Below are 26,359 nucleotides of genomic sequence, written 5' to 3' on the forward strand. Positions count from 1 at the left end.
CGCGCCGGGCTGTGACCCGGTGGTCACGGCGCGGTCACGATGTCACCCGTTCCGCTCAAGACAGGGTGACCGCGGGCCGATAGGAGGGACAAGCAGCTGGACAGTCGAGGGGGCACCGCAGTGAGCATCGAGCCGATCCGCCGGGGTACCGGCCTGGCACCGGGCACGCCTGCCGGCGCCCGCACCGCGACGACGCTCGCCCCGCGCTCCCCCGGACTGCGTCGGCCCACCACCTCCGCCCCGGCCGCCCCCGCGTCGACCGACCCCCGCCGTCGCCCCCTGGGCCAGATGTGCGTCGTGGTCACCGAGCTCGCCGAGGGCGACGGCCAGACCCTCGTGCGGAACCTGCGTCGCCGCGGCTCGGGCCGCGTCATCCTGCTCGCCCGCCGGGCCGGACGCCGTGACCTCGTCGGCCTGCTCACCGGCGGACTGCGCGGGGCCGTCGCGACCGAGCCCAACGCCACCGTCGGCCAGCCCGGTGCCGAGCCCGGTGCCGTGCCCTCGCCGTTCGCGCGGACCCGGCCCGACCTCACGACCCGTGAGCTGAGCGTCCTGCGGCTCGTCGCCGACGGCTTCAGCAACCGGTCGATCGGCGAGGAGCTCGGGCTGTCCGCGCTCACCGTCAAGAGCCACCTCGCCCGGATCTCGCGCAAGCTCGGCACCGGCGACCGCGCCGCGCTCGTCGCGATCTCGATCCGCACGGGCCTGCTCGCCTGACACCCGCTGCCCGTCGCGCGAGCGCGGCGGCACGGATCCGGTGCGGCGACGGCCTACGGTTGACCCATGCAGTCCGTCCCGCACCCGGCCGGTACCCCGGCCGCTGACGACCCCGCCCTGGCCGGCGCCGTCCCCACCCCGATCACGCCCGACGCGCACGCGGTGCCCGAGGTGGCCGACGCCCCCGTCGTCACGCCGCTGACCGAGCCCGCCGAGGGCGTCCCCCCGGTCGTCGACACCCCCGAGGCCCTGGCCCGGGTGGTGGCCGCGTTCGGCGCGGGCACCGGACCCGTCGCCGTCGACGCCGAGCGCGCGTCCGGCTACCGGTACGGGCAGCACAACTACCTGGTCCAGGTGCGCCGCGAGGGCGCCGGGACGGCCCTGATCGACCCCGCCGCCCTGCCCGACCTGTCCGCCCTGTCCGAGGCCCTCGTCGGCGTCGAGTGGGTCCTGCACGCCGCGTCGCAGGACCTGCCCGCCCTCGCGGAGCAGGGCATGCGCCCGTCCCGGGTGTTCGACACCGAGCTCGGCGCGCGCCTGCTGGGCCTCGAGCGGGTCGGCCTCGCCGCCGTGGTCGCCGAGCTGCTGGGCCTCGGGCTCGCCAAGGAGCACTCGGCCGTCGACTGGTCCACCCGCCCCCTGCCCGAGCAGTGGCTCCGGTACGCGGCGCTCGACGTCGAGGTGCTGGTCGAGCTCCGCGAGGTGCTCGCCGAGCGGCTGGCCCTGGCCGGCAAGGCGCAGTGGGCCGCCGAGGAGTTCGAGGCCGTGCGGCTCGCCCCGCCGCCCGCCCCGCGCGTCGAGGCGTGGCGCCGCGTCTCCGGCGTGCACGCGATCCGGGACCCGCGTCGCCTCGCCGTCGTGCGCGCGCTCTGGGAGGCCCGCGACGAGAACGCCCGCCAGCGGGACGTCTCCCCCGGCCGCGTCCTGCCCGACGCCGCGATCGTCGCGGCCGCCCAGGCGCTCCCCCGGTCGGTGCCGCAGCTCGTCGCGCTCCCCGCCTTCTCCGGCAAGGGCACCCGTCGGCGCGCCGCCCTCTGGCAGCGCGCGATCGACACGGGGCTCGCCGTGCCCGACGACCAGCTCCCGAGCAGCCGCGGGCCGCGCAGCGACGGACCCCCGCCGCCGCGGGCCTGGGCCGACCGCGACCCGGCCGCCGCGGACCGGCTCGCCGCCGCTCGCGACGTCGTCGCCGAGCTGTCCGAGACGCACACCGTGCCCGCCGAGAACCTGCTGCAGCCGGACCTGCTGCGCCGGGTCTGCTGGAGCCCGCCCGTGCCCGCCGACGCCGAGCACCTCGCCGAGCGCCTCGCCGCCGGCGGCGCACGGCCCTGGCAGGTCGGGCTGCTCGCCGGCCGGCTGGCGGAGGCGTTCGCCTCGCAGGGCGCGCGGGCCTGACGCGCGTGCGCAGGTCAGCGCGGCGGACGCACGGCGCCGACCGCCGCGACACGGGGGTGTCCTCCGGCTAGTGTCACCGGAGTTCCGTCGGACACCGTCGTCCCGCAGGAGAGCCCATGCCGCACGCGCCCGAGCAGTCGTCGTCCACCGCCCCGCAGCAGCCCGCCGCCCCGCCCGCGGTCCCCGCGCCGCCCGCCGGCACCGCCCCGCCCGCCGGCACCGCACCGCGCGCGCACCTGCCGGGCGAGGCCGACGACCACGTCCTGCGCGTCCGGGCCGAGGACGTCACCCTGCCCGACGGCGGTGGGGTCCTCGCGGTGCTGACCCTCACGGCCACGGACGAGCGCCGGCCCACCACGCTCGGCCCGCGCGGTCTGGCCGTGCTGCGCGACGCCCTGCTCGCCGTGCGCGACCGCGCGGCGGCGGGCGAGGTCGCCGCGGTCGCCGTCACCGGCCGTCCGGGCTGCTTCGTCGCCGGGGCCGACCTGTCCGTGGCGCGCGAGCTGCGCGACCTGCCGGGGACCCGCGCGCTCGCCGAGGCCGGGCACGCCACGCTGCGGCTGCTCGGCGAGATGCCCGTGCCGACGTTCGCCTGGATCACCGGTCACGCCCTCGGCGGCGGGCTCGAGCTCGCCCTGCACTGCGACCACCGGGTCGTCGCCGCCGGAGTCCGGTCGCTCGGGCTGCCCGAGGCCTCGCTCGGCATCGTGCCCGGCTGGGGCGGGTGCTGGCTGCTGCCCCGCCTGGTCGGCCTGCCCGCGGCCGTCGAGCTCGCCGTCACCCGGCCGCTCGCGAGCAACCGCCTCACCACCGCCGAGCAGGCCGCGGAGATCGGGCTGGTGGACGCCGTGCTGCCCGCCGAGGGCCTCGCGGACGCCGCCCTCACCTGGACCGCGCGGACCCTGCGCGCGGGGGCCGCGACCGCTCGCCGCACCGCGCTCGTCCCCCCGCTGCCCGACGGCGAGCCGGACCCCGTGACCCGCGCCGCCGGCGTCCTGGACGCCCGGCTGCACGGGGCCGCGCCCGCGTACGCGCACGTGCTCGACCTGCTCGCCCGCGCGGGGACCCGCGAGCGGGAGGCCGGGTTCCGCGCCGAGGACGACGTCCTGTCGACGCTGCTGCTGTCCGACCAGGCCCGAGCGGCCCTGTACGCCGCCGGGCTCACCGGCCGCGGGCCGCGCCGCGCCGGCGCCTCCGACACCGCGGACGACACCGACCCGCGCCCCGTGCGCAGCGTCGGCATCGTCGGCGCCGGGCTGATGGCGGCCCAGCTCGCCGTCCTGCTCGGCTCGCGGCTCGGCGTCCCCGTGCACATGCGGGAGGTCGACGACGAGCGCGCCGCCGCCGGGCGGGACCGGGTGCGCGGGCTCGTCGAGCAGGCCGCCGCGCGCGGCCGGATGGCACCCGACGACGCCCACCGGCTCCTCGACCGCGTCCAGGTCGGGACCGACCTCGCCGCCCTCGCCGGCGCCGATCTGGTGATCGAGGCCGTGACCGAGGTGCTCGACGTCAAGCGTGCCGTCCTCGGCGAGCTCGAGACGCTCGTGCGGGCGGACTGCGTCCTGGCGACGAACACCTCCGCCCTGTCGATCACCGCCATGTCCGACGGCCTCGCGCACCCGGAGCGGGTCGTCGGCCTGCACTTCTTCAACCCCGTCGCGCAGATGCCGCTCGTCGAGGTGGTCGCCACCGCGTCGTCCGACGCCGTGGCCCTGGCGACCGCCGTCGACGTCGCCCGGCGCGCCGGGAAGACGGTCGTGCGCACCACCGACCGGCCCGGGTTCGTCGTCAACCGCGTCCTGCTGCGGATGCTCGCCGACGTGCTCGGCGCCGTGGAGGACGGCACCCCCGTCGAGGTCGCCGACGCGGCGCTGCGGCCGCTCGGGCTGCCGATGAGCCCGTTCGCGCTGCTGCAGCTCGTCGGCCTGCCCGTCGCCCGGCACGTGCTCGTCACCCTGCACGACGAGCTCGGCCCGCGGTACCCGCGCTCCCCCGGGCTCGACCGCCTCGTCGCCGACGGCCGCACCGTCGCCCGGACCGGCTCGTCGGGGCTCGGCGAGGTCGACCCGACGATCCAGGACGCGTTCGGTGAGCCCACCGGCAGCCGCGACCGGGCCGCCGTGCTGGACCGGGTCTCGCGCGGCCTCGCCGAGGAGATCGGGCTGCTGCTCGCGGAGGGCGTCGTGCCGTCCGCCGAGCAGGTCGACCTGGCGATGCTGCTCGGCGCGGGCTGGCCGGCCCACCTCGGCGGGATCTGCCCCTACCTGGACCGGTCGGGGTGGTCCGAGCGCGTGCTCGGCCGGCGGCTGCTGCCGCCCGGCGTGGCCGACGTCGGCGGGGTCGCGGCGTGAGGCGGACGGCTCAGTAGACCGTCAGGCCCCGCTCGCGGAACTGGTCGCGGACCCGGGCGACGAGCTCCGGGCTCGGCGGCTGCGTCTCGTCGAGCTCGTAGGGCATCCCGAGGGAGTCCCACTTGTCCCGGCCCATCTGGTGGAACGGCAGCACCTCGACGCGGGTGACGGTCGACAGCGTCGCGACGTAGTCGGCCACCGCGTCCACGTTCTCGGGGGCGTCCGTCAGCCCCGGGACCAGGACGAACCGGATCCAGATCTCGGTGCCGCTCGCGGCGACCCGGCGACCGAAGTCGAGCGTCGGCTGCAGCTCCCGGCCGGTGGTCTTCTTGTACGTCTCGGGGATCCCGGACTTCACGTCCAGGAGCACCAGGTCCAGGTCGTCGAGCATCGCGTCGGTGCAGTGCGCCCCGAGGTAGCCGGACGTGTCGATCGCGGTGTGCACGCCCAGCTCCTTCGCGCCCCGCAGCACGCGGGCGACGAAGGCCGGCTGCATCAGCGGCTCGCCGCCGGAGATCGTCAGACCGCCGCCGGTGACCTCGAAGACCCCCCGGTACCGGGCGATCCGGCGCAGCAGCTCCTCGGCGAGCACCGGCTCCCCGCGACGCATCTCCATCGTGTCGGGGTTGTGGCAGTACAAGCACCGCAGCGGGCAGCCGGCGAGGAACGTCGTCAGGCGCGTCCCCGGGCCGTCGACCGCGGTCACGAGCTCCCAGGAGTGCAGCGAGCCGAGCTCGCCGGCGCGCATCTGCGCGAACTTCTCGCTCCGGTCGGCGTCGCTGACCTCGAGCCCCGCCGTGCCGGCCGAGGAGCGGTGGTGCGAGCCGCCGACCAGCGGGACGCCGAGCTCGATCACCGGGGCGCCGCCGGCGCCGACGACGGTCTGGCTGCTGGTCATCTCGTGCTCCTCCGGGCTGCGGTTCGGTGCCGGTCGTGCGGGTGGCAGGCGCCCGCCGGGGACTGCTCTCCCCGGCGGGCGCCGCGCGGTGGGGTCAGAGCCCGCCGTGGAACGTCCGGGAGAGCACGTCGAGCTGCTGCTCGCGCGTCAGGCGGACGAAGTTCACGGCGTAGCCGGAGACCCGGATGGTGAGCTGCGGGTAGTTCTCGGGGTGCTCCATGGCGTCCTCGAGGGTGTCCCGGTTGAGGACGTTGACGTTCAGGTGGTACCCGGAGGACACGTTGTACGCGTCCATCAGGCCCACGAGGTTCGTCACCTGCTCGTCCTTGGTGCGGCCGAGGCCCGAGGGCACGACCGTGGAGGTCAGCGAGATGCCGTCCATCGCCTCCGAGTACGGCAGCTTCGCCACCGACATCGCCGAGGCGAGCATGCCGTGCGAGTCGCGCCCGTTCATGGGGTTGGCGCCCGGGGCGAACGGCTCGCCGGCGCGGCGGCCGTCGGGGGTGTTGCCCGTGGCCTTGCCGTAGACGACGTTCGACGTGATGGTCAGCACCGACTGGGTGTGCAGCGCGTCGCGGTACGTCTTGTGCCGGCGGATCTTCTCCATGAACGCCTTGACGATGCCCACGGCGATGTCGTCGGCGCGGTCGTCGTCGTTGCCGTAGGCCGGGAAGTCGCCCTCGACGACGTAGTCCGTCACGAGGCCGTCCTCGTCGCGCACCGGGCGGACCGTGGCGTACTTGATGGCCGACAGCGAGTCCGCCACGACCGACAGGCCGGCGATGCCGCAGGCCATCGTGCGCAGGATGGTGCGGTCGTGCAGCGCCATCTCGAGCCGCTCGTACGCGTACTTGTCGTGCATGTAGTGCACGCAGTTCAGCGCGTCGACGTAGGTCTCGGCCAGCCAGTCGAGCAGCTTGTCGTACTTCGCCGCCACGTCCTCGTAGTCCAGGACGTCGCCCTCGACGGGGGCGCTGACCGGTGCGACCTGCTTGCCGGTGATCTCGTCGCGGCCGCCGTTGATCGAGTACAGCAGCGCCTTGGCGATGTTGACCCGCGCACCGAAGAACTGCATCTGCTTGCCGACCCGCATCGGGGACACGCAGCAGGCGATCGCCGCGTCGTCGCCCCACGAGTTGCGGATCAGGTCGTCGGACTCGTACTGGATCGCCGAGGTGTCGATCGAGACCTGGGCGCAGTACTTCTTGAAGCCCTCCGGCAGGCGGTTGCTCCACAGCACCGTGAGGTTCGGCTCCGGGGCCGGGCCGATGTTGTAGAGCGTCTGCAGGAACCGGAACGACGACTTGGTGACCAGCGGCCGCCCGTCCTCGCCGATGCCGCCGATGGACTCGGTCACCCACGTCGGGTCGCCCGAGAACAGGTTGTCGTACTCGGGGGTGCGCAGGAACCGGACGATGCGCAGCTTGATGACGAAGTCGTCGATCAGCTCCTGCGCGAACTCCTCGGTGATCGCGCCGGAGGCGAGGTCACGCTGCAGGAAGACGTCGAGGAAGGTCGAGGTGCGGCCCAGCGACATCGCCGCGCCGTTCTGCTCCTTCACCGCGCCCAGGTAGGCGAAGTACAGCCACTGCACGGCCTCGCGGGCCGTCGTCGCCGGCTTCGAGATGTCGTAGCCGTACGTCGCGGCCATCCGCTTGAGCTCGTTGAGCGCGCGGATCTGCTCCGCGTTCTCCTCGCGGTCGCGGATGATGTCCTCGACCGACGGCTCCATGTCGAGCTCGTGCCGCTCGAGGCGCTTGGCCTCGATCAGCGCGTCCACGCCGTAGAGGGCCACGCGGCGGTAGTCGCCGATGATCCGGCCGCGGCCGTACGCGTCGGGCAGGCCCGTGATGAGGTGCGAGGAGCGCGCGGCGCGCACGTTCGGGGGGTACACGTCGAAGACGCCGTCGTTGTGCGTCTTGCGGTACAGGCTGAAGATCTTGGCGACCTCGGGGTCGACGTCGTAGCCGTAGGTCTCGAGGCTCTTCTCGACCATGCGCCACCCGCCGTTGGGGATCATGGCGCGCTTGAGCGGGGCGTCGGTCTGCAGGCCGACGATCAGCTCGTTCGGCTCGTCGATGTAGCCCGCGGGGTGGGAGACGATCGTCGACGGGGTGTGGTTGTCGATGTCGTAGACGCCCTTGGCCCGCTCGGCCGGGAACATCGCGCTGAGCTTGGCCCAGACACCGGTCGTGCGCTCCGTCGGGCCGGCGAGGAACGCCGAGTCGCCGGTGTAGGGCGTGTAGTTGCGCTGGATGAAGTCGCGGACGTCGATCCCGTCGCACCAGGGACCGGTGACGAACCCGGCCCAGGCGTCGGCGGCTGCGTCGGTGCCGGTCTGGGGTACTGCTGTGGTGGACATCTGATGCTCCCTCGCTGAGTGCGTCGTACTAGTGACGCTATTCACGAGGTCATGGGATGTCTTGGGACCTACGGCCCGGCTGCGGCCCGACCAGCCGGAACGCCACGTGACGCCGCTCACGCCCTGCGCACGGCAGGCGTCAGGCCGGCGCGCCCAGGGCGGCGAGCACGTCCGCCGCGACGTCCGGCGCGGTCAGGCGCAGCGACGTCAGCAGCTCGTCGCGGCTCGCGTGCTCGAGGAACGCCCGCGGCACCCCGAACGTCTGCACCGGCACGGCGATCCCGGCGTCGCGCACCCGCTGCGCCACCGCCGAGCCGATCCCGCCCTCGCGCACCCCGTCCTCCAGGGTCACCGCGTGATCGTGCTCGCCGACCAGCTTGACCAGGGCCGCCGGGACCGGCAGCACCCAGCGCGGGTCGACGACCGTCACGCCGAGCCCGTGCGCAGCCAGCAGGTCGCCCAGCGCCAGCGCCGTGCCCGCCATCGACCCCACCCCGCACACGAGCACTGACCGCGACCGCGCGTCCGCGCCGGGGTGCCGCGCGAGGACGTCCACGCCGTCCACCTCGTCCACCCCGGGCAGCGGGTCCACGAGCGCCCCCTTGGGGTACCGCACGACCGTCGGCGCGTCGTCGACGTCCACCGCCGCCCGCAGCGCCGAGCGCAGCGTCTCCTCGTCCCGCGGCGCCGCGAGCCGCAGCCCGGGGACCACCCCCAGGAGCGCCAGGTCCCACATCCCGTTGTGGCTCGCGCCGTCGTCGCCGGTCAACCCCGCCCGGTCCAGCACGAACGTCACGCCCGCACGGTGCAGCGCGACGTCCATGAGCACCTGGTCGAACGCGCGGTTCAGGAACGTCGCGTACACCGCGACCACGGGGTGCAGCCCCGCGAACGCCATGCCCGCCGCGGTGGTCACCGCGTGCTGCTCGGCGATGCCCACGTCGAACGTCCGGTCGGGGAACTCCGCCGCGAACGGCGCCAGACCCACGGGGTTCAGCATCGCGGCGGTCAGCGCCACCACGTCGGGCCGGCGGCGGCCGATCCGGACGATCTCGTCGGCGAACACCCCCGTCCAGCCGAACCGCGACGGCGCGACCGGCAGACCCGTCTCCGGGTGGATCTGCCCCACCGCGTGGAACCTGTCGGCGACGTCCTGCTCCGCCGGGGTGTACCCGCGGCCCTTCTCGGTGATGACGTGCACGATCACCGGACCGCCGAACGCCTTCGCCCGTTGCAGCGCGAACTCCACCGCGCGCGTGTCGTGCCCGTCGACCGGACCGACGTACTTCAGCCCGAGGTCCTCGAACATGCCCTGCGGGGCGACGACGTCCTTGATGCCCTTCTTGAGGCCGTGCAGCGCGTCGTACGCCACCCGCCCGGGCGGCCCCGACCGGCGCAGCGTCCGCTTGCCCCAGGTCAGCACCGTCTCGTAGCCGCGCGTCGTGCGCAGGGCGTCGAGGTGCAGCGCGAGCCCGCCGATCGTCGGCGCGTAGGACCGGCCGTTGTCGTTCACCACGACGACGAGGCGCCGGTCCGTGCCGTCCGCGACGTTGTTCAACGCCTCCCAGGCCATCCCGCCCGTCAGCGCGCCGTCCCCCACCACCGCCACGACGTGCCGGTCCGTGCGGCCCGCGAGCGCGTTCGCCCGCGCGATGCCGTCCGCCCAGCTCAGCGACGTCGACGCGTGCGAGTTCTCGACCACGTCGTGCGGCGACTCCGCGCGGCTCGGGTAGCCCGACAGACCGCCGCGACGCCGGAGCCGGGCGAAGTCCTGCCGCCCCGTCAGCAGCTTGTGCACGTACGCCTGGTGGCCGGTGTCGAACACCAGGGTGTCGCGGGGCGACTCGAACACCCGGTGCAGCGCCAGCGTGAGCTCGACGACGCCGAGGTTCGGCCCGAGGTGCCCGCCCGTGCGCGAGACCTGGTCGACCAGGAACGTGCGGATCTCGCCCGCCAGCGCCCGGACCTGGCCGTGCGACAGCGCGCGCACGTCCGCCGGGGAGCCGATCCGCTCCAGCAGCCCCATGTCCTACCGCCCGTCGCCCTCGTCCGCGCGGCTCGCGTCCGAAGGGGCCACTTTACGGGCCCTGCGCGTCGCGAGCACTGCGGGACCCGGTCGTACGGCGGCTCCGGGTAGCATCTGGTGGAAAGGGGAACCCACCTATGCGCTTCCTGCCCGGGCACGAGCCCACCTCCGACCTCACGTACGGCGACGTCTTCCTCGTCCCGTCGCGTTCCGAGGTCGCCTCCCGCTTCGACGTGGACCTGTCCGCGCCCGACGGCACCGGCACGACCATCCCGGTGGTGGTCGCGAACATGACGGCCGTCGCCGGCCGCCGGATGGCCGAGACGGTCGCCCGGCGCGGCGGAATCGCGGTGCTGCCGCAGGACGTCCCGACCGAGGTCGTCGCCGACGTCGTCGCGTCCGTCAAGGCCAAGCACACCGTGGTCGAGAGCGCCGTCGTGGTGTCGCCGCACGACACGGTGCACACGGCGCTGACGCTGATCGGCAAGCGGTCGCACGGCGCGGCCGTGGTGGTCGTCGACGACCGGCCGGTCGGGGTCGTCACCCCGGCCGACTGCGAGGGCGTCGACCGGTTCACCCAGATCGCCGACGTGATGTCCTCCGACCCGACGACCGTCGAGCTGTCCGTCGTCGAGTCCGGCGGCGCGCGCGGGCTGGAGGCGGCGTTCGAGCGCCTGCACGGCTCCCGCCGCAAGTTCTCCCCGGTGGTCCGCGACGGGCGGCTCGTCGGCGTGCTGACCCAGGTCGGCGCGCTGCGGTCGTCGATCTACTCCCCCGCCCTGGACGCGCAGGGCCGGCTGCGGGTCGCCGCGGCCGTCGGCGTGAACGGCGACGTCAGGGGCAAGGCCGCGGCGCTGCTCGACGCCGGCGTGGACGTCCTCGTGGTGGACACCGCGCACGGGCACCAGCGCAAGATGCTCGACGCGCTCGAGGCCGTGCGCTCGCTCGACCCGCAGGTCCCGGTCGTCGCGGGCAACGTCGTGACCGCCGAGGGCACCCGCGACCTGATCGCCGCGGGCGCGGACATCGTCAAGGTCGGTGTCGGTCCCGGCGCCATGTGCACGACGCGCATGATGACCGCGGTCGGCCGCCCGCAGTTCTCCGCGGTGCTGGAGTGCGCCGCGGCGGCGCGCGAGCTCGGCAAGCACGTCTGGGCCGACGGCGGCGTGCGGCACCCGCGGGACGTCGCGCTCGCCCTGGCGGCGGGCGCGTCCCAGGTGATGGTGGGGTCCTGGTTCGCCGGCACCCACGAGTCCCCCGGCGACCTGCACGCCGACGGCGACGGCCGGCTCTACAAGGAGTCGTTCGGCATGGCCTCGGCCCGCGCGGTGGCCGCCCGGACCCGCGGCGGCTCGGCGTTCGAGCGGGCGCGCAAGGCGCTCTACGAGGAGGGCATCTCCTCCTCGCGGATGTACCTCGACCCGCAGCGTCCCGGCGTGGAGGACCTGCTGGACCGGATCACCTCCGGCGTGCGCTCCTCGTGCACCTACGTCGGCGCGACGTCGCTGACCGAGTTCGCCGAGCGCGCGACGGTGGGCGTGCAGTCCGCCGCCGGCTACGACGAGGGCCGGCCGCTGCCCGACGGGTGGTGACCGACGGCTATCGTCGGCCCGTGACCCCGCAGCGCCCCGTCCTCGTCCTCACGCACGTCGCGCACGAGGGCCCCGGGCTGATCGCCCGGGCGCTGGACGGGCTGCCTATCACCACGCGCACGGTCCTGGACGACCCGAGCCCCCGGCTCCCGGCCGTCCAGGACCTCGCCGGCGTGGTGGTCATGGGCGGGCCGCAGGACGCGGACGACGACGCCGGCCACCCCGGCCTGGCGGCCGAGCGGCGGCTGCTCGCGGATGCCGTCGACGCCGGGGTGCCCACGCTCGGCGTGTGCCTCGGCATGCAGCTGCTGGCGCTCGCGCTCGGCGCGCGGCTGCACCGGCGGCACGGCACGGAGATCGGCTTCGCGCCGGTCGACGTGGTCGCCCACGACCCGCTGCTCGCCGGCGCGGGCCCGCGGCCGACGGTGCTGCACTGGCACTCCGACGCCGTGGACCTCCCGCCGGGCGCGACGCTGCTGGCCTCGACGGACGTGACGCCCGTGCAGGCGTTCCGCGCGGGCAGCGGCGTCGGCGCGCAGTTCCACCTGGAGGTCGACGCCGGGGTGCTCGACCTGTGGCTGGGCACACCGCAGATGACCGCGGACCTGGAGCAGGCCGACGTCGACGCCATCCGGCTCGGCTCGCGGCAGCACCTCGCGGCGCTGCGCCCCGGCGCGGACCTGGGGCTGGCCGCGTTCGCGCGGTCGGTGCGCGAGCGCGCGTGACGCCCGCCGCGGCCCCGGGGGCCGCCCTGGCCGACCTGCTGGCGCTCTGCGCCGCCCGGCCCGTGTGGGCGCCGGACCCGGAGCAGGCCTTCGGGCCCGGCGACCGCCCGGTGCGGGAGTCGGCCGTGCTGGTGCTGTTCGGCGTGCTGGACGCCGCCGCCGCCCACGCCGCGCACCCGGCGGTCGCCGCGGACCTCGACGTGCTGCTGACGCGGCGGTCCCCGACGCTGCGGCACCACCCCGGCCAGGTGTCGTTCCCGGGCGGCGGCATCGACCCCGGCGACGACGGCCCCGCGGGCGCCGCGCTGCGGGAGGCCCAGGAGGAGACGGGCCTCGACCCGACGGGCGTGCGGGTGCTGGGAACGCTGCCCCCGCTCCCGGTCACCGCGAGCCGCAACCTCGTCACCCCCGTGCTGGGCTGGTGGGACCGGCCCTCCGCCGTCGCGGCGACCGACCCCGCGGAGACGGTCGACGTGTTCCGGGTGCCGGTCGCGGACCTCGTCGACCCGGCGAACCGGGTGACGGCGACGCTCACCCACGTCGGTCGCACGCACCGGGGGCCGGCGTTCGACGCGGACGGCGTGCTGGTCTGGGGGTTCACGGCGTACGTGCTCGACCGGGTGCTGGACGCGCTCGGCTGGGCCGTGCCGTGGGACGCCTCGCGGACGGTGCCGGCGCCCGTCTGAGTGGTGCGGATCACCCGGGAAACCCCTGGAGGTCGGGCCGGGTCGTAACGATACGATCCGTGAGGACGTGCGACCGCGTCCCCGCGCACGACCACCCCTCCCGCACTCCTGTCCCGGAGCATCCTCGTCATGGCCAAGGTCCTGACCGCCGGCAGTCCCTGGCGCGTCATCCTCGTGTTCGCCGTCCCCCTGCTGGTGGGCAACGTCGTCCAGCAGCTCTACCACTTCGCCGACGCCGTGGTCGTCGGCCGGCACCTCGGCGTCGACTCGCTCGCCGCCGTCGGCGCGACCGGGAGCCTGCTGTTCCTGCTGCTCGGGTTCGCGTGGGGCATGACCTCGGGCTTCGCGATCCCCACCGCCCAGGCGTACGGCGCCCGCGACCACGCCGCGGTGCGCCGGTCCGTCGCCGCCGGCACCGTGCTGACCGCGGCGTTCAGCGTGGTGCTGACCGTCGGAGCGCCGCTGCTCGCCGGCCCGATGCTGCGGCTGCTGCGCACCCCGGACGTGCTGATGGCCGAGGCCACGACGTTCGCGCAGGTGAGCTTCCTCGGCGCGAGCGCGGTGATGTTCTTCAACTTCCTCGGCGCGATCGTCCGCGCCATCGGGGACTCCCGGACGCCGCTGGTGTTCCTCACGGTCGCGTGCGTGCTCAACGTGGTGCTCGTCGTCGTCATGGTCGGGCCGCTGAGCCTGGGCGTCGGCGGCGCCGCGCTCGCGACCGTCGTGTCGCAGGCCCTGTCCGTCGCGCTCTGCCTGGAGTTCGTCCGCCGCCGCATCCCGGTGCTGCACGTGCACCGCGCCGACTGGCGCGTCTCCCGCGCGGACCTCGTCGAGCACCTGCGGCTCGGCCTGCCGATGGGCTTCCAGGCGTCGATCATCGCGATCGGCACCCTCGCGGTGCAGGTGCGGCTCAACGAGCTCGGGCCCGACGCCGTCGCGGCGTACACGACGGCGTCCCGGGTCGACGGCCTGGCCGTCGCGCTGCTGCAGTCCCTCGGACTCGCGGTGTCGATGTTCGTCGCCCAGAACCTCGGCGGCGGTCGCCCCGACCGGATCCGGCAGGGCGTCGTGCAGGCGACCTGGCTCGCCGTGGCGGGGTCCGTCGCGGTCGGTGCCGTCGTCGTGCTGTCCGGGGCGGCGCTGGTCCGGCTGTTCGTCGGCCACGGCACGGGGTCGGACGCGGTCGTCGACCTCGCGGCGCAGTTCCTGCACGTCAACGGGGCGCTGTACATCTCGCTCGGCGTCCTGTTCGTGCTGCGCGGCGCGCTCCAGGGGCTCGGCCACACCGGCGTGCCCACCCTCACCGGCGTCGTCGAGCTGGTGATGCGCGTCGGCGCGGCCGTCGTCCTCGGCGCGGTGTTCGGGTACATCGGCGTGGTGTGGGGCAACCCGCTCGCCTGGATCGGCGCCGTGGTGCTCCTGGTCCCCGCCTACCTCCGGGCGCACCGCCGGCTCGCGACGATGCCGATCGCCCCGCTGTCCCAGGTCGAGGCCACCCCCGAGCCCGTGCCGGTCGAGGGACCGCACGACGGCTCGATGGTCGTCGACGCGGTGGTGCCGCAGCCGCGGCTCGCCGCCGACGGGGACGAGGCCGCAGAGGACGAGATCGCCGGCACGCGCGCGACCACGCCCGCCACCTAGGCTGCGGGCCATGCAGGAGTTCCTCGAGGGCGCGCGGCTGCTCGGCCGCGGCTGGGGCATGTGGCGGCGCCGGCCGGGCACGATGGCGCGCGGGCTGATCCCCGCCGCGCTGGTCGGCCTGGTGGCGGTGGTCGCGATCGGCACGCTGGCGCTCAACCTCGGGCCGATCGGCGAGTGGCTGACCCCGTTCGCCGACGACTGGACGCCGTTCTGGGAGCGCACCGCGCAGCTCGCGGCCCAGGCGGTCGTCCTGGTCGCGTCGGTGGTGCTGGTCGTGGTCACGTTCACCGCGCTGACGCTGACCGTCGGCGAGCCGTTCTACGAGCGGATCTGGAAGGCGGTCGAGCAGGAGTCGACCGGCACGGTCCCGGAGGGCTCGACCGGGTTCTGGCGCGGGGCCGTGGACGGCTTCTCGCTGGTGACGCGGGGCCTGGTCGCGGCGGTGCTCGCCGGGCTCGTCGGGCTGATCCCGGTGGTCGGCACCGTGGCCGGCTGGCTCGTCGGCGTGCTGCTCACCGGGTGGGTGCTCGCGCACGAGCTCTCGTCCCGCGCGCTGGTCGCCCGCGGGATCGGGCGGCGCGAGCGCAACGCCCTGCTCCGGGCGCACCGCGCGCGGGCCCTCGGGTTCGGGGTGGCGACCCAGCTGTGCTTCCTGGTCCCCGGCGGCGCGGTGGCGACGATGCCGGCCGCGGTGGCCGGGTCGACGCTGCTGGCGCAGTCGCTGCTCGGGCCGGGGCCCCGGCCGCCCGCCGGGCCGCCGGTCACCCCCGCCCCGCAGCAGATCCGGGGCCGCGGCGCGGTGTAGCGTCGGGCGACCCGCCCCGCCCCCCCCCGCCCGCCCAGGAGGTCCCCCGCCGTGCCCACCCGGCCCCCCGCCGAGGTCGTCCTCGGCACCGATCTCGTGCGTGCGCTGCTCGCGGCGCAGCACCCCGACCTCGCCGCCCTGCCGCTGGGACCTGCGGTGCACGGCTGGGACAACGCCACGTACCGCCTCGGCGACGACCTGGCGGTCCGGCTCCCCCGCCGCGCCGCCGCCGCCCGCCTGGTGGAGCACGAGCAGCAGTGGCTCCCGGTGCTCGCGCGGCTGTCCCCGGTCCCCGTGCCGGCGCCGGTGCGCCGGGGCCGGCCCACCTCCGGCTACCCGTGGGCGTGGAGCGTCGTGCCGTGGTTCGACGGCCGGCCCGCCGCCGACCAGCCCGTGACCGAGCGCACCCGGTGGGCCGGCACGCTCGCGGAGGCGCTGCACGCGCTGCACGTGACCGCCCCGACCGGCGCGCCGGTCAACCCGGTGCGCGGCGGCGCCCTCGCGGGCCGCAGCACGGCGCTGCGGGAGCGGCTGGCGGCGGGCCACCTCGACCCCCTGCTCCCCGGCACCCGCGCCCCGGCAGAGGACCTCTGGGCGGACGCCCTGCACGCGCCGGCCTGGCCGGGGCCGCCGGTGTGGGTGCACGGCGACCCGCACCCGGCGAACCTCCTGGTGCGCGACGGGACGCTCGCCGCCCTGCTGGACTTCGGCGACGTCACCGCCGGTGACCCCGCGTGCGACCTCGCGACCGCGTGGCTGACGTTCGACGCCGACGGCCGGGCGGCGTTCCGGGCCCGCACCGACGAGCTGGCCGACGCCGCCGGGGCCGACGCCGACCCCGGACGCTGGCGGCGCGCCGCGGGGTGGGCGCTGGTCATGGCGTCGGCGATGGTGACCCACGGCGACGACGACCCCGTCATCGCCGCGATCGGCGCCCACGCCGTCCGCGAGCTGCTGGCGACCTGAGCCCCGCGGGAGCCGGACCGGCATCATGGGCGGCATGGCCGACGCCCCGAAGACCGTCCCGACCGACGCCGACCCGCACGCGTTCGTCGCCGGCGTCACCCCGCAGCGCCGCCGCCGGGACGCGGAGCGCGTGCTGCGGCTGATGGCCGAGGTCACCGGCGAGCCGCCGGTGATGTGGGGCCCCTCGATGGTCGGGTTCGGGTCGGTCCGCTACACGTACGCCAGCGGCCGGACCGGCCACTGGCCGCCGGTCGCGTTCGCACCCCGCCGGGCCGCGCTGACCCTCTACCTCATGGACGGGACCGAGGCGCACGCCGACGAGCTCGCGCGGCTCGGGCCGCACACGGTCGGGGCCGGCTGCCTGCACCTCAAGGACCTCGAGGCGGTCGACCCGACCGTGCTGGAACGCATCGTGCGGGACGCCTGGGAGCGGCGCGGCCGGAACCCGCGGGACTGAGCGGCCGCGCCGGCGTCACCCCCGCAGCGTCGGTCGGGGGTCGGTGGCGAGCACCCCCATCAGCACGGAGTCCGTCCACTCGCCGTCCCACAGCAGCGTGTCGCGCTGCCGGCCCTCGACGACGAACCCGACCTTCTCGTACGAGCGCTGCGCCCGCGGGTTGAACGCGAACACGTCCAGGGACACCCGGTGCAGGCCGACGGCGCCGAAGGCGTGGTCGAGGACGGCGGTCATCGCCTCGGTCCCGTAACCGCGGCCCGGCTCCCCCGGCGCCAGCGCGATCCGCACGTTCATCGCCCGGTCGTCGGGGTTGAGGTCGTTCAGCACGACCTCGCCGAGGTAGCGGCCGTCGTCGGCGTGGGTAATCGCCCAGTCACCGCGCTCGTCGTCACCGGCCACGCGCTCGAGGTGGGCGAGGACCTGCTCCCGGGTGAACGCCGCGCGGGTGCCCGTGAGGCGCAGGTGCTCGGCGTCCTGGAGGGACGCCCAGGTGGGCTCGAGGTGCTCGGGGCCCAGCGGCACCAGTCGCAGCCGGGGCGTGACGAGGGTCGGGACGGGGGCGAGTGCGGCGATCCGGATCACGGCCGAGACCGTAACCGCTCCCGCGGGCGCCGCGCACCGGTATTCGGCCCGGACGCACGCCACCCCCGGACCGCGCGGGTCCGGGGGTGGCGTGGAGCGGGACGGATCAGGCCGCGACGAGCGACCGGAGCACGTACTGCAGGATGCCGCCGTTGCGGTAGTAGTCCGCCTCGCCGGGGGTGTCGATCCGCACGACCGCGTCGAACTCGACGACGGAGCCGTCGCCCTTCGTCGCCGTGACGTGCACGGTCCGCGGGGTGCTGCCCTCGTTGAGCGCGGTGACGCCCGCGATGTCGAACGTCTCGGTGCCGTCGAGCCCGAGCGAGTCCGCGGACTCGCCGACCGGGAACTGCAGCGGCAGGACGCCCATCCCGATGAGGTTGGAGCGGTGGATCCGCTCGAACGACTCGGTGATGACGGCCTTCACGCCGAGCAGCGCGGTGCCCTTGGCGGCCCAGTCGCGGGACGATCCGGAGCCGTACTCCTTGCCGCCGAGGATGACGAGCGGCAGGCCGGCCGCGGCGTAGGCCTGCGCGGCGTCGTAGATCGAGGTCTGCTCGCCGGTGAGGTGGTTGACGGTGAAGCCGCCCTCGACGCCGGGGACCAGCTGGTTGCGCAGCCGGATGTTGGCGAAGGTGCCGCGGATCATCACCTCGTGGTTGCCGCGGCGCGAGCCGTAGGAGTTGAAGTCGCGGCGCTCGACGCCGTGCTCGGCGAGGTACGCGCCGGCCGGGCTGTCGGCCTTGATCGACCCCGCGGGGCTGATGTGGTCGGTGGTGACGGAGTCGCCCAGCTTGGCGAGCACGCGCGCCCCGGTGACGTCGGTGACCGGGGACGGCTCGGCGCCCATGCCCTCGAAGTACGGGGGCTTGCGCACGTAGGTCGACTGCGGGTCCCAGGCGAAGGTGTCGCCCTCGGGGGTCTGCAGCGCCCGCCACCGGTCGTCGCCCGCGAACACGTCGGCGTAGTCGGCCTCGAACATCTGGCGGTCGATCGACGCGTCGATGGTCGCCTGGACCTCCTCGGGCGTGGGCCAGATGTCGGTGAGGAAGACGTCGGCGCCGGACTCGTCCTGCCCGAGCGGCTCGTTCGCGAAGTCGAAGTCCATCGTCCCGGCGAGGGCGTAGGCGATGACCAGCGGCGGCGAGGCCAGGTAGTTCATCTTCACGTCGGGGTTGATCCGGCCCTCGAAGTTGCGGTTGCCGGACAGCACCGAGACGACGGACAGGTCGTGCTCGTTGACGACGGCCGAGACCTCCTCGGGCAGCGGGCCCGAGTTGCCGATGCAGGTGGCGCAGCCGTAGCCGACGAGGTGGAAGCCGAGCTTCTCGAGATAGGGCCAGAGGCCGGCCTTCTCGTAGTAGTTCGTGACGACCTGCGAGCCCGGCGCCATCGAGGTCTTGACCCAGGGCTTGGCGGACAGGCCGCGCTCGACGGCCTTGCGGGCCAGGAGCGCCGCGGCGAGCATCACCGACGGGTTCGACGTGTTGGTGCACGAGGTGATCGAGGCGATCACGACGGCACCGTGGTCGAGCTCGGTGGCGGTGCCGTCCGCGAGGGTGACGGGCACGCGCTTGTGCGGGCGACGGCTGCTGTCGCCGCCGTGCACGTGGGCCGGGGCGTCGCTGGCGTCGGTGTGCTCCCCCGCGGCGATCGGGTCGGAGGCCGGGAACGTCTCGTCGACGGACTCGTCCAGGCCGGTGATGCCGCGGGCGGCGCCGGTGAACGGGGCGGCCTCGTCGGCGTCGACGTAGTCGAGGATGGACGTCGCGAACGACTCCTTGGCCCCGGAGAGCTCGATGCGGTCCTGCGGGCGCTTCGGGCCGGCGATGGACGGCACGACGGTGGACAGGTCCAGCTCGAGGTACTCGGAGTAGACCGCGTCCGCGACACCCGCGGCCGGGTCGAGCCACATGCCCTGCTCCTTGGCGTACGCCTCGACGAGGGCGAGCTGCTGCTCGGAGCGGCCGGTGAGCCGCAGGTAGTCGATGGTGACCTGGTCGACCGGGAAGATCGCGCAGGTGGAGCCGAACTCGGGGCTCATGTTGCCGATGGTCGCGCGGTTGGCCAGCGGCACCGCCGCGACGCCGTCGCCGTAGAACTCGACGAACTTGCCGACGACGCCGTGGGCGCGCAGCTGCTCGGTGATGGTGAGGACCACGTCGGTGGCGGTGACGCCGGACGGGATCTGCCCGGTGAGCTTGAAGCCCACGACGCGCGGGATCAGCATCGAGACGGGCTGGCCGAGCATCGCCGCCTCGGCCTCGATGCCGCCGACGCCCCAGCCGAGGACGCCGAGGCCGTTGACCATCGTGGTGTGGGAGTCGGTGCCGACGCAGGTGTCGGGGTAGGCGCGGCCGTCGCGGACCATGACGCCACGCGCCAGGTACTCGATGTTGACCTGGTGGACGATGCCGGTGCCCGGGGGGACGACCTTGAAGTCGTCGAACGCCGTCTGGCCCCACCGCAGGAACTGGTAGCGCTCGTGGTTGCGCTGGTACTCGAGCTCGACGTTGCGCTCGAAGGCGTCGCGACGACCGGCGACGTCGATCTGCACGGAGTGGTCGATGACCAGCTCGGCGGGGGCGAGCGGGTTGATCCGGGCGGGGTCGCCACCGAGGTCGGCGACGGCCTCGCGCATGGTGGCGAGGTCGACGACGCAGGGCACGCCGGTGAAGTCCTGCATGATCACGCGGGCGGGCGTGAACTGGATCTCGGTGTCGGGCTCGGCGGCCGGGTCCCACGCGGCGAGCGCGCGCACGTGGTCGGCGGTGATGTTCGCGCCGTCCTCGGTCCGCAGCAGGTTCTCCGCCAGCACCTTGAGGCTGTACGGCAGCTTCTCGGTCCCGGGCACGGCGTCGAGCCGGAAGATCTCGTAGGACTCGTCGGCGACCTGCAGCCGGGACTTCGACCCGAAGCTGTCGACGCTGCTCACAGTGGGCTCTCCTTCGTTCGGCGAGTTCCGACCGGTTCTGGGCGTGCTGGGGGGGCCGGTCGGCAAGTATCTTGACGTCAAGATACATCCTACCCCGGCGGGCCCCACGGAGCGACGCGCTCGGGCGTCACCCCACGGGACCGCGCCGGGGAGGAGGTCGGGTGGCGGAGCGGGTCGGCGACCCGCCCGGGATCACTGCTGGTCGAGCCCCTCGGCGGCGCGGCGCTCGCGCTCGACCGCCTTCTCGTGCTGCCGCGGGTCGTAGTCCGGGGTCCCCTGCTTGTGCAGCTCGGCCGTCGCGCGGCGGCTCGCCTCGGCCACGCGGCGCGTCGCCTCCGCGGCGGACTCGCGGTCGCCCTCGTGCGCTGTCGTCATCGTCGACTCCTTCCGGTCCCGACGCCCCGACCAGGGGCGTCCGCACCCACGCTAGGCCGCCGACCCCGCCCTGGCGAGCGGTCCGACGGCCCGGGCCCGTCAGCGCTCCAGGACCGCGACCGCCTCGACGTGGTGCGTCATCGGGAACAGGTCGTACCCGGTGACGGAGGTCAGGGCGTAGCCCTCCTCCGCCAGGTACGCCACGTCGCGCGCGAGGGCGGCCGGGTCGCACGCGACGTAGACGATGCGCGACGGCGCGAGGCCCGCGACCGCGCGCACCACGTCCCGCCCGGCGCCGACCCGCGGGGGGTCGAGCACGACGGCGTCCGCCCCGGACCCGGCGGTCCCGCCGGCGAGGACGCCCGCGACGTCGCCGGCGTGCAGCTGGACCTGGGGACGGTCGTGGGCGTTGCGGCGCGCGTCCTTCACGGCCCGGGCATCGCCCTCGACGGCGACGACGGTGCCGCGCTCCCCCACGGCGTCGGCCAGCGGCAGGGTGAACAGGCCCGCGCCGGAGTACAGGTCCAGCACGGTGCCGTCCGCGACGTCGCCGACCGCGGCGAGCACGGCGGCGGTGAGCGCGGCGGGCGCCTCGCGGTGCACCTGCCAGAACCCGGCGGCGGCCACGCGGTACGCCCACTCCCGCTCGCCGACGCGCACCTGCTCGCGCACGGCGCTGCGGGCGTTCGGACGCGGGTCGACCTTGCCGCGGCGCAGGTCGAACGGCTGGTCGTCGACGAGCACCATCGGGGCGTCGCCGCCCGCGGGGGCGACGGCCTCGATCCGCGCACCGGGCGCCCAGCGCCGGCCGAGGAGGTCGAGCTCGGCCAGAGCGTCGCTCATCAGCGGCATCCGGTCGACGGGCACGACGTCGTGCGACCGGAACCGGCGCATCCCGGCACGGCCCTCGCGGTCGGCGAGGAACCCGACGCGGGTCCGCCAGCCCAGGCCACCGGCCTCGTCGTCGCCGGGCAGCGCCAGGACGGGGACCTCGCGCTCGACCTTCGCGAGCCGCTGCAGCTGCTCGACCAGGACGGCGGACTTCCACGCGCGCTGGGCGTCGAGCCGCACGTGCGCGAGCTCGCCGCCACCGACCCCGCCGGGGCCGGCCTCCTCCCAGGCGGACGGGACGCGGTCCGGCGAGGCCTCGAGGACCTCGACGGCGTCGGCGCGCCAGAACGACGCCTTCGCGCCGGCGTCGGTGATCCGCGCGCGGACGCGCTCGCCCGGCAGGGTGTGCCGCACGAACACGACCCGGCCCGGCCCGGCCTCACCGGGGGCCCGCAGCCGGGCGACGCAGTGGCCGCCGTGGGCCACCGGCCCGATCTCGAGCTCGACCAGGTCGCCCTCGCGCGCCGCCGCGGCGCTGCGCTCAGAGGCCACGGGACGTCGTCCTGCGCACGTGCTCTTCCATACCGGTCTGGCCTTCCGTCGACGCGAGCTGCCACGGCACCGAGGCCACCACCACACCGGGGGTGAACAGGAGCCGGCCCTTGAGCCGCAGGGCGCTCTGGTTGTGGAGCAGCTGCTCCCACCAGTGGCCCACGACGTACTCGGGGATGTACACGACCACCAGGTCCCGCGGGCTGTCCCGCCGGATCGAGCGGACGTAGGTGATGATCGGGCGGGTGATCTCCCGGAACGGGGAGTCGAGGATCCGCAGCGGGACCGGCAGGTCCATCGCCTCCCACTGCGCGCGCAGGGCCTGCGCCTCCTCCGGGTCGACGCCGACGGTCACGGCCTCGAGCACCTGCGGGCGGGACGCGCGGGCGTAGGCGACGGCGCGCATCGTCGGCCGGTGCAGGTGCGAGACGAGCACGATCGCGTGCACCCGGCTGGGCAGGGCGCGGGCGGCGGACAGGTCGTCGCCGAGCGCGAGCTCGTCGCGGACCCGGTCGTAGTGCCGGCGGATGCCCTGCATGCCGATGAACACGATGATCATCGCGAGGATGGCGATCCACGCGCCGTGCGTGAACTTCGTCAGCAGCACGATGACCAGCACGGTCGCGGTCATCCCGAAGCCGATCGCGTTGATCACCCGCGACCGGACCATCTGCCGGCGCCGGTCGGGGTCGGGCTGGGTGCGCAGCTCGCGGGTCCAGTGCTTGATCATCCCGAGCTGGGACAGCGTGAAGGACACGAAGACGCCGACGATGTAGAGCTGGATCAGCCGGGTGACCTGGGCGTCGAACGCGATGATCAGCGCGATGGCGCCGGCGGCCAGCGCCAGGATGCCGTTCGAGAACGCGAGCCGGTCGCCGCGGGTGTGCAGCTGGCGCGGCAGGTAGCCGTCCTTGGCGAGGATCGACCCGAGCACCGGGAACCCGTTGAACGCGGTGTTCGCGGCGAGGACGAGGATCAGGCCGGTGACCACGGCGACGAGGTAGAACGCCGGCGGGAACGACGCGAAGATCGTCTGCGCGAGCTGCCCGATCACCGGGTCCTGGACGTAGTCCGGCCCGACGGGCACGCCGTCGCGGAGCAGCTGCGTCGCCGGGTCCTCGACGTAGTGGATGCCCGTGAGGTTCGCCAGCGTGAGGATCGACATGATGAGGAACACCGACAGCGAGCCCAGCAGCAGCAGCGTGGTCGCGGCGTTGCGGGACTTGGGCTTGCGGAACGACGGCACGCCGTTGCTGATCGCCTCGACGCCCGTGAGCGCCGCGGAGCCGGACGCGAACGCACGCAGCACGAGGAACGCGCCGGCGGCCCCCATCAGGCCCTGGTCGAGCCCCTCGGCGGGGACGATCGTCAGGTCGTGCGTGGCGGCCTGGTCCAGGTTGCCCGTGAGGTACTGCACGAAGCCGACGACGGCGGTGCTGCCCACGGCGATCATGAACAGGTAGACGGGGATCGCGAACGCGCTCCCGGACTCCCGGACGCCGCGCAGGTTCGCGAGGGTCAGCAGCACCACCACGGCCACGGCGAACAGGGCCTCGTGCCCCCGCAGCGCGGGCAGCGCGGACGCCGCGTACTGCGCCCCGGACGACACCGACACGGCGACCGTGAGCACGTAGTCCACGAGCAGCGCGCTGGCGACCGTGACACCGGCCCTGGGCCCGAGGTTCACCGTGGCGACCTCGTAGTCGCCGCCGCCCGACGGGTACGCGTGCACGTTCTGCCGGTACGACGCGATCACCGTGACCATGACGATCACGACGGCGAGGCCGACCCACGGCGAGATCATCGTCGCACCCACGCCGGCGAGCGCCAGCGTCAGCAGCACCTCGTCCGGTGCGTACGCGACGGACGACAGCGCGTCGGAGGCGAAGATCGGGAGCGCGATGCGCTTCGGGAGGAGGGTGTGCCCCAGGTTCTCGCTGCGGACCGGTCGGCCCAGCAACAAGCGTTTGGCGGCATCCGCGAGGTCCGGCACGAGGGACCATGCTAGGCCCGCGCGCGCCGATCCGGTGCACGCGCGGCCACCGGGACCGAGGTGGTGCACGCGCGGCCCGCGCTAGGTATAGCGTTCCGCGTTGTGCACTTCGTCATCATGGGCTGCGGCCGGGCCGGCGCGACGCTCGCGCAGTCGCTCGAGAGCCACGGCCACTCCGTCGCGGTGATCGACCAGAACCCCGACTCGTTCCGTCGGCTCGAGGCCGACTACGCCGGCAGCAAGGTCACCGGGCTCGGCTTCGACCGGGACACGCTGCGCCAGGCCGGCATCGACGACGCGTTCGGGTTCGCGGCGGTCTCGGACGGCGACAACTCCAACATCCTGGCGGCGCGCGTCGTGCGCGAGACGTTCGGGATCGAGAACGTCGTCGCGCGGATCTACGACCCGCACCGCGCGGAGATCTACCAGCGGCTCGGCATCCCGACCGTCGCGACGGTGCGCTGGACCGCCGACCAGGTGCTCCGCCGGCTGCTGCCGATGGGCGCCACCAGCCAGTTCACCGACGCCTCCGGCAAGATCCAGCTCTCCGAGGTGGACGTGCACGAGGGCTGGATCGGCAAGCCGCTGCGCGCGCTCGAGGAGGCCGCCGGCGCCCGGGTCGCGTACCTCACCCGCTACGGCGACGGGTTCCTGCCCGACGCCCAGACCGTCCTGCAGGAGAACGACATCGTGCACCTGCTGCTGCGCGCCGAGGACTCGTCCGCCGTCGAGCGCACCGTCACCGCCGCCCCGGAGGTCCAGGCATGAGGGTCGTCATCGCCGGCGCCGGGTCGGTCGGCCGGTCCATCGCGCGCGAGCTGCTCGCGAACCAGCACGAGGTCACGCTGATCGACCGCCAGCCGTCCGCGATGCGCGTCGCGCAGGTCGCCGACGCCGACTGGCTGCTGGCCGACGCGTGCGAGCTGCCCACGCTCACCCAGGCGCGCACGGACGAGTGCGACGTCGTGGTGGCCGCGACCGGCGACGACAAGGCGAACCTCGTCATCTCGCTGCTCGCGAAGACGGAGTACGGCGTGCCGCGCACGGTCGCGCGGGTCAACAACCCGAAGAACGAGTGGATGTTCGACGAGGCGTGGGGCGTCGACGTGGCCGTGTCCACGCCGCGCATCATGACGGCGATGATCGAGGAGGCCGTCTCCGTCGGCGACCTGGTGCGGATCTTCACGTTCCACCAGTCCGGCGCGGACATCCTCGAGATCACGCTGCCCGAGGACTCCCCGCTGGCCGGCGTGCTCGTCGGTCAGATCGAGTGGCCCGCCGACACCGTGCTCGCGTGCGTGGTCCGCGACGACCGCCCGTTCTCCCCCAGCCCGGACGACACCCTCGAGGGCCGCGACGAGCTGCTGTTCGTCACGGGGCGGGAGGCGTCGGAGGAGGACCTGGCCGCGCTGCTGTCGTCCCGCGCACCAGGATCCAGCTCAGCCACAGCAGCAGAGCGGTGAGCGGGACGCCCATCACGAGCTTCGCGGTGCCGAGCCAGGCCACCTCGCCCGCGAGGTAGAGCGGCAGCTGCACCGCGAGGCGCAGCGCGAACATCCCGGCCCACAGCCACGTGACCCACGTGTACCGGCGGCGCAGCTCCGCGTCCCGGCGCCACGCGAACGCACCGGCCCACGACCCGTCCGGCTGCAGCGGGCCGTCCGCCCGGAACAGGCCGAGCACGACGCCGACCAGGGGCCAGCCCACGAGCGCCGACACGGCGAACGGCAGCAGGTACGCGCCGTTGACCAGCAGGCCCCACAGGTAGAAGTCCTCCGCCTGCCCCGTGCGCGCGGCGACGACGGCGCCGATCACGATGCCGACGGCACCGGACAGGGCCTGCGTCACGGGGGTGCGCTGCACCAGCCGGGCGACGACGGCCACGACCACCGCCGCGACGGCGGCGACGAGCGCGGGCCGCAGCTGCTGGCCGCTCGCGATGAACACGACGACGAACAGCAGGCCCGGCGCCACGGACTCGACGACGCCGCGTACGCCGCCGACCGAGTCCGCGAACGAGAACTGCTCGGCCTCGATCGCGCGCATCCCGCGGGCAGGTGCGCCGTCGGGGCCGGACGAGCCCGGACCGGCCGGCGTCGGGTCACTCACCGGGTCGGGGCCGCAGCTCGTAGCGCGGGTTGAACATGGACCGGCGGCCGTCGCGCGTGCAGACCAGGCCCTCGACCTTGAGCCGGCGGCCGGGCTCGACGCCGGCGATCTCGCGGCGCCCCAGCCAGACCAGCACCAGGTTGCCGCTGCCGTCGTACAGCTCGGCCTCGAGCGCGGGCACGCCCTGGCGCGGCCGCAGCACGACCGAGCGGATGACACCCGACACCTTGACGCGGCGGCGCTCCGCGGTCTGCGCGACCGGCGTGCAGCCGGTCGCCTTGACCGCGTCGACGCGCTCCTCGTCGGCCTCGACCTCCTCGCGGGAGGCCACCGCCTTGCGCAGGCTCTCGCGCAGCGACAC

General features: G+C 74.8%; 22 protein-coding genes. 12 read left to right on the forward strand and 10 right to left on the reverse strand.

Annotated elements, in window-relative coordinates:
• Positions 1 to 120: 120 nt before the first annotated feature.
• The 3 genes from ACFVXN_RS07495 to ACFVXN_RS07505 all read left to right on the forward strand — a co-directional run bounded on the left by ACFVXN_RS07495 (position 121) and on the right by ACFVXN_RS07505 (position 4,463).
• Positions 121 to 717 (forward strand): response regulator transcription factor, encoded by a 597-nt coding sequence (locus ACFVXN_RS07495; RefSeq protein ID WP_389229664.1) that lies wholly within the window; start codon positions 121 to 123, stop codon positions 715 to 717.
• 66 nt (positions 718 to 783) lie between these two features.
• The gene (locus ACFVXN_RS07500) at positions 784 to 2,112 is read left to right on the forward strand and encodes an HRDC domain-containing protein (RefSeq protein WP_389229667.1); all 1,329 of its coding nucleotides are present in this window, start codon (positions 784 to 786) and stop codon (positions 2,110 to 2,112) included.
• A 116-nt stretch (positions 2,113 to 2,228) separates the two neighbouring features.
• Positions 2,229 to 4,463 carry a 3-hydroxyacyl-CoA dehydrogenase NAD-binding domain-containing protein gene (locus ACFVXN_RS07505; protein WP_389229670.1) on the forward strand — a complete coding sequence of 745 codons (2,235 nt, stop codon included), beginning with the start codon at positions 2,229 to 2,231 and terminating at the stop codon, positions 4,461 to 4,463.
• Positions 4,464 to 4,473: 10 nt separating this feature from the next.
• Here ACFVXN_RS07505 and pflA read toward each other — a convergent pair whose 3' ends face one another.
• The 3 genes from pflA to dxs form a co-directional block, all read right to left on the reverse strand.
• Positions 4,474 to 5,361, reverse strand: coding sequence for a pyruvate formate-lyase-activating protein (gene pflA / locus ACFVXN_RS07510; protein ID WP_389229673.1), 888 nt, complete (start codon positions 5,359 to 5,361; stop codon positions 4,474 to 4,476).
• 94 nt (positions 5,362 to 5,455) lie between these two features.
• Positions 5,456 to 7,723 (reverse strand): formate C-acetyltransferase, encoded by a 2,268-nt coding sequence (pflB, locus tag ACFVXN_RS07515; RefSeq protein WP_389229676.1) that lies wholly within the window; start codon positions 7,721 to 7,723, stop codon positions 5,456 to 5,458.
• Positions 7,724 to 7,862: 139 nt separating this feature from the next.
• Entirely contained in the window at positions 7,863 to 9,749 is a 1,887-nt protein-coding gene (gene dxs, locus ACFVXN_RS07520; RefSeq protein WP_389229679.1) for a 1-deoxy-D-xylulose-5-phosphate synthase, read from the reverse strand.
• A gap of 137 nt (positions 9,750 to 9,886) precedes the next feature.
• Between dxs and ACFVXN_RS07525 the strand changes: the two genes are divergently transcribed.
• The 7 genes from ACFVXN_RS07525 to ACFVXN_RS07555 all read left to right on the forward strand — a co-directional run bounded on the left by ACFVXN_RS07525 (position 9,887) and on the right by ACFVXN_RS07555 (position 16,621).
• Positions 9,887 to 11,341 carry a GuaB1 family IMP dehydrogenase-related protein gene (locus ACFVXN_RS07525; RefSeq protein WP_389229681.1) on the forward strand — a complete coding sequence of 485 codons (1,455 nt, stop codon included), beginning with the start codon at positions 9,887 to 9,889 and terminating at the stop codon, positions 11,339 to 11,341.
• Positions 11,342 to 11,361: 20 nt separating this feature from the next.
• Positions 11,362 to 12,066, forward strand: coding sequence for a type 1 glutamine amidotransferase (locus tag ACFVXN_RS07530; RefSeq protein ID WP_389229684.1), 705 nt, complete (start codon positions 11,362 to 11,364; stop codon positions 12,064 to 12,066).
• On the forward strand, positions 12,063 to 12,752 hold the full coding sequence (locus ACFVXN_RS07535; RefSeq protein WP_389229687.1) for an NUDIX hydrolase: 690 nt from the start codon (positions 12,063 to 12,065) through the stop codon (positions 12,750 to 12,752). Before ACFVXN_RS07530 ends, ACFVXN_RS07535 begins: the two co-directional genes overlap by 4 nt.
• A gap of 129 nt (positions 12,753 to 12,881) precedes the next feature.
• Positions 12,882 to 14,393 (forward strand): MATE family efflux transporter, encoded by a 1,512-nt coding sequence (locus ACFVXN_RS07540; RefSeq protein WP_389229690.1) that lies wholly within the window; start codon positions 12,882 to 12,884, stop codon positions 14,391 to 14,393.
• 10 nt (positions 14,394 to 14,403) lie between these two features.
• On the forward strand, positions 14,404 to 15,198 hold the full coding sequence (locus tag ACFVXN_RS07545) for an EI24 domain-containing protein (protein WP_389229693.1): 795 nt from the start codon (positions 14,404 to 14,406) through the stop codon (positions 15,196 to 15,198).
• A gap of 51 nt (positions 15,199 to 15,249) precedes the next feature.
• Positions 15,250 to 16,164, forward strand: a complete 915-nt coding sequence (locus tag ACFVXN_RS07550) for an aminoglycoside phosphotransferase family protein (RefSeq protein ID WP_389229696.1) — start codon at positions 15,250 to 15,252, stop codon at positions 16,162 to 16,164.
• Positions 16,165 to 16,198: 34 nt separating this feature from the next.
• On the forward strand, positions 16,199 to 16,621 hold the full coding sequence (locus ACFVXN_RS07555; RefSeq protein WP_389229699.1) for a DUF1801 domain-containing protein: 423 nt from the start codon (positions 16,199 to 16,201) through the stop codon (positions 16,619 to 16,621).
• A 15-nt stretch (positions 16,622 to 16,636) separates the two neighbouring features.
• On the opposite strand, the gene ACFVXN_RS07560 is transcribed toward ACFVXN_RS07555, so the two are convergent.
• The 5 genes from ACFVXN_RS07560 to ACFVXN_RS07580 form a co-directional block, all read right to left on the reverse strand.
• Entirely contained in the window at positions 16,637 to 17,203 is a 567-nt protein-coding gene (locus ACFVXN_RS07560; RefSeq protein ID WP_389229701.1) for a GNAT family N-acetyltransferase, read from the reverse strand.
• A 106-nt stretch (positions 17,204 to 17,309) separates the two neighbouring features.
• Complete coding sequence (locus tag ACFVXN_RS07565) at positions 17,310 to 20,138, reverse strand: aconitate hydratase (protein WP_389229704.1); 2,829 nt, start codon at positions 20,136 to 20,138, stop codon at positions 17,310 to 17,312.
• A 192-nt stretch (positions 20,139 to 20,330) separates the two neighbouring features.
• Complete coding sequence (locus ACFVXN_RS07570) at positions 20,331 to 20,513, reverse strand: translation initiation factor 2 (protein WP_389229707.1); 183 nt, start codon at positions 20,511 to 20,513, stop codon at positions 20,331 to 20,333.
• Between the two features lie 99 nt (positions 20,514 to 20,612).
• On the reverse strand, positions 20,613 to 21,896 hold the full coding sequence (locus ACFVXN_RS07575) for a class I SAM-dependent RNA methyltransferase (protein WP_389229710.1): 1,284 nt from the start codon (positions 21,894 to 21,896) through the stop codon (positions 20,613 to 20,615).
• Positions 21,886 to 23,889, reverse strand: coding sequence for an APC family permease (locus ACFVXN_RS07580; protein WP_389229713.1), 2,004 nt, complete (start codon positions 23,887 to 23,889; stop codon positions 21,886 to 21,888). The genes ACFVXN_RS07575 and ACFVXN_RS07580 overlap by 11 nt, the downstream gene beginning before the upstream one ends.
• 117 nt (positions 23,890 to 24,006) lie before the next feature.
• Between ACFVXN_RS07580 and ACFVXN_RS07585 the strand changes: the two genes are divergently transcribed.
• Positions 24,007 to 24,657 carry a potassium channel family protein gene (locus ACFVXN_RS07585; RefSeq protein WP_389230527.1) on the forward strand — a complete coding sequence of 217 codons (651 nt, stop codon included), beginning with the start codon at positions 24,007 to 24,009 and terminating at the stop codon, positions 24,655 to 24,657.
• A complete protein-coding gene (locus ACFVXN_RS07590; protein WP_389229716.1) occupies positions 24,654 to 25,352 on the forward strand; it encodes a potassium channel family protein in 699 nt (232 codons plus the stop codon). Before ACFVXN_RS07585 ends, ACFVXN_RS07590 begins: the two co-directional genes overlap by 4 nt.
• Here ACFVXN_RS07590 and ACFVXN_RS07595 read toward each other — a convergent pair.
• Both ACFVXN_RS07595 and ACFVXN_RS07600 read right to left on the reverse strand, forming a co-directional pair.
• Complete coding sequence (locus tag ACFVXN_RS07595; RefSeq protein WP_389229719.1) at positions 25,261 to 25,998, reverse strand: DUF3159 domain-containing protein; 738 nt, start codon at positions 25,996 to 25,998, stop codon at positions 25,261 to 25,263. The genes ACFVXN_RS07590 and ACFVXN_RS07595 overlap by 92 nt on opposite strands.
• The gene (locus ACFVXN_RS07600) at positions 25,991 to 26,359 is read right to left on the reverse strand and encodes an OB-fold nucleic acid binding domain-containing protein (RefSeq protein ID WP_389229721.1); all 369 of its coding nucleotides are present in this window, start codon (positions 26,357 to 26,359) and stop codon (positions 25,991 to 25,993) included. Before ACFVXN_RS07600 ends, ACFVXN_RS07595 begins: the two co-directional genes overlap by 8 nt.

Source organism: Cellulomonas sp. NPDC058312 (assembly GCF_042880135.1).
Lineage (GTDB): Bacteria > Actinomycetota > Actinomycetes > Actinomycetales > Cellulomonadaceae > Cellulomonas.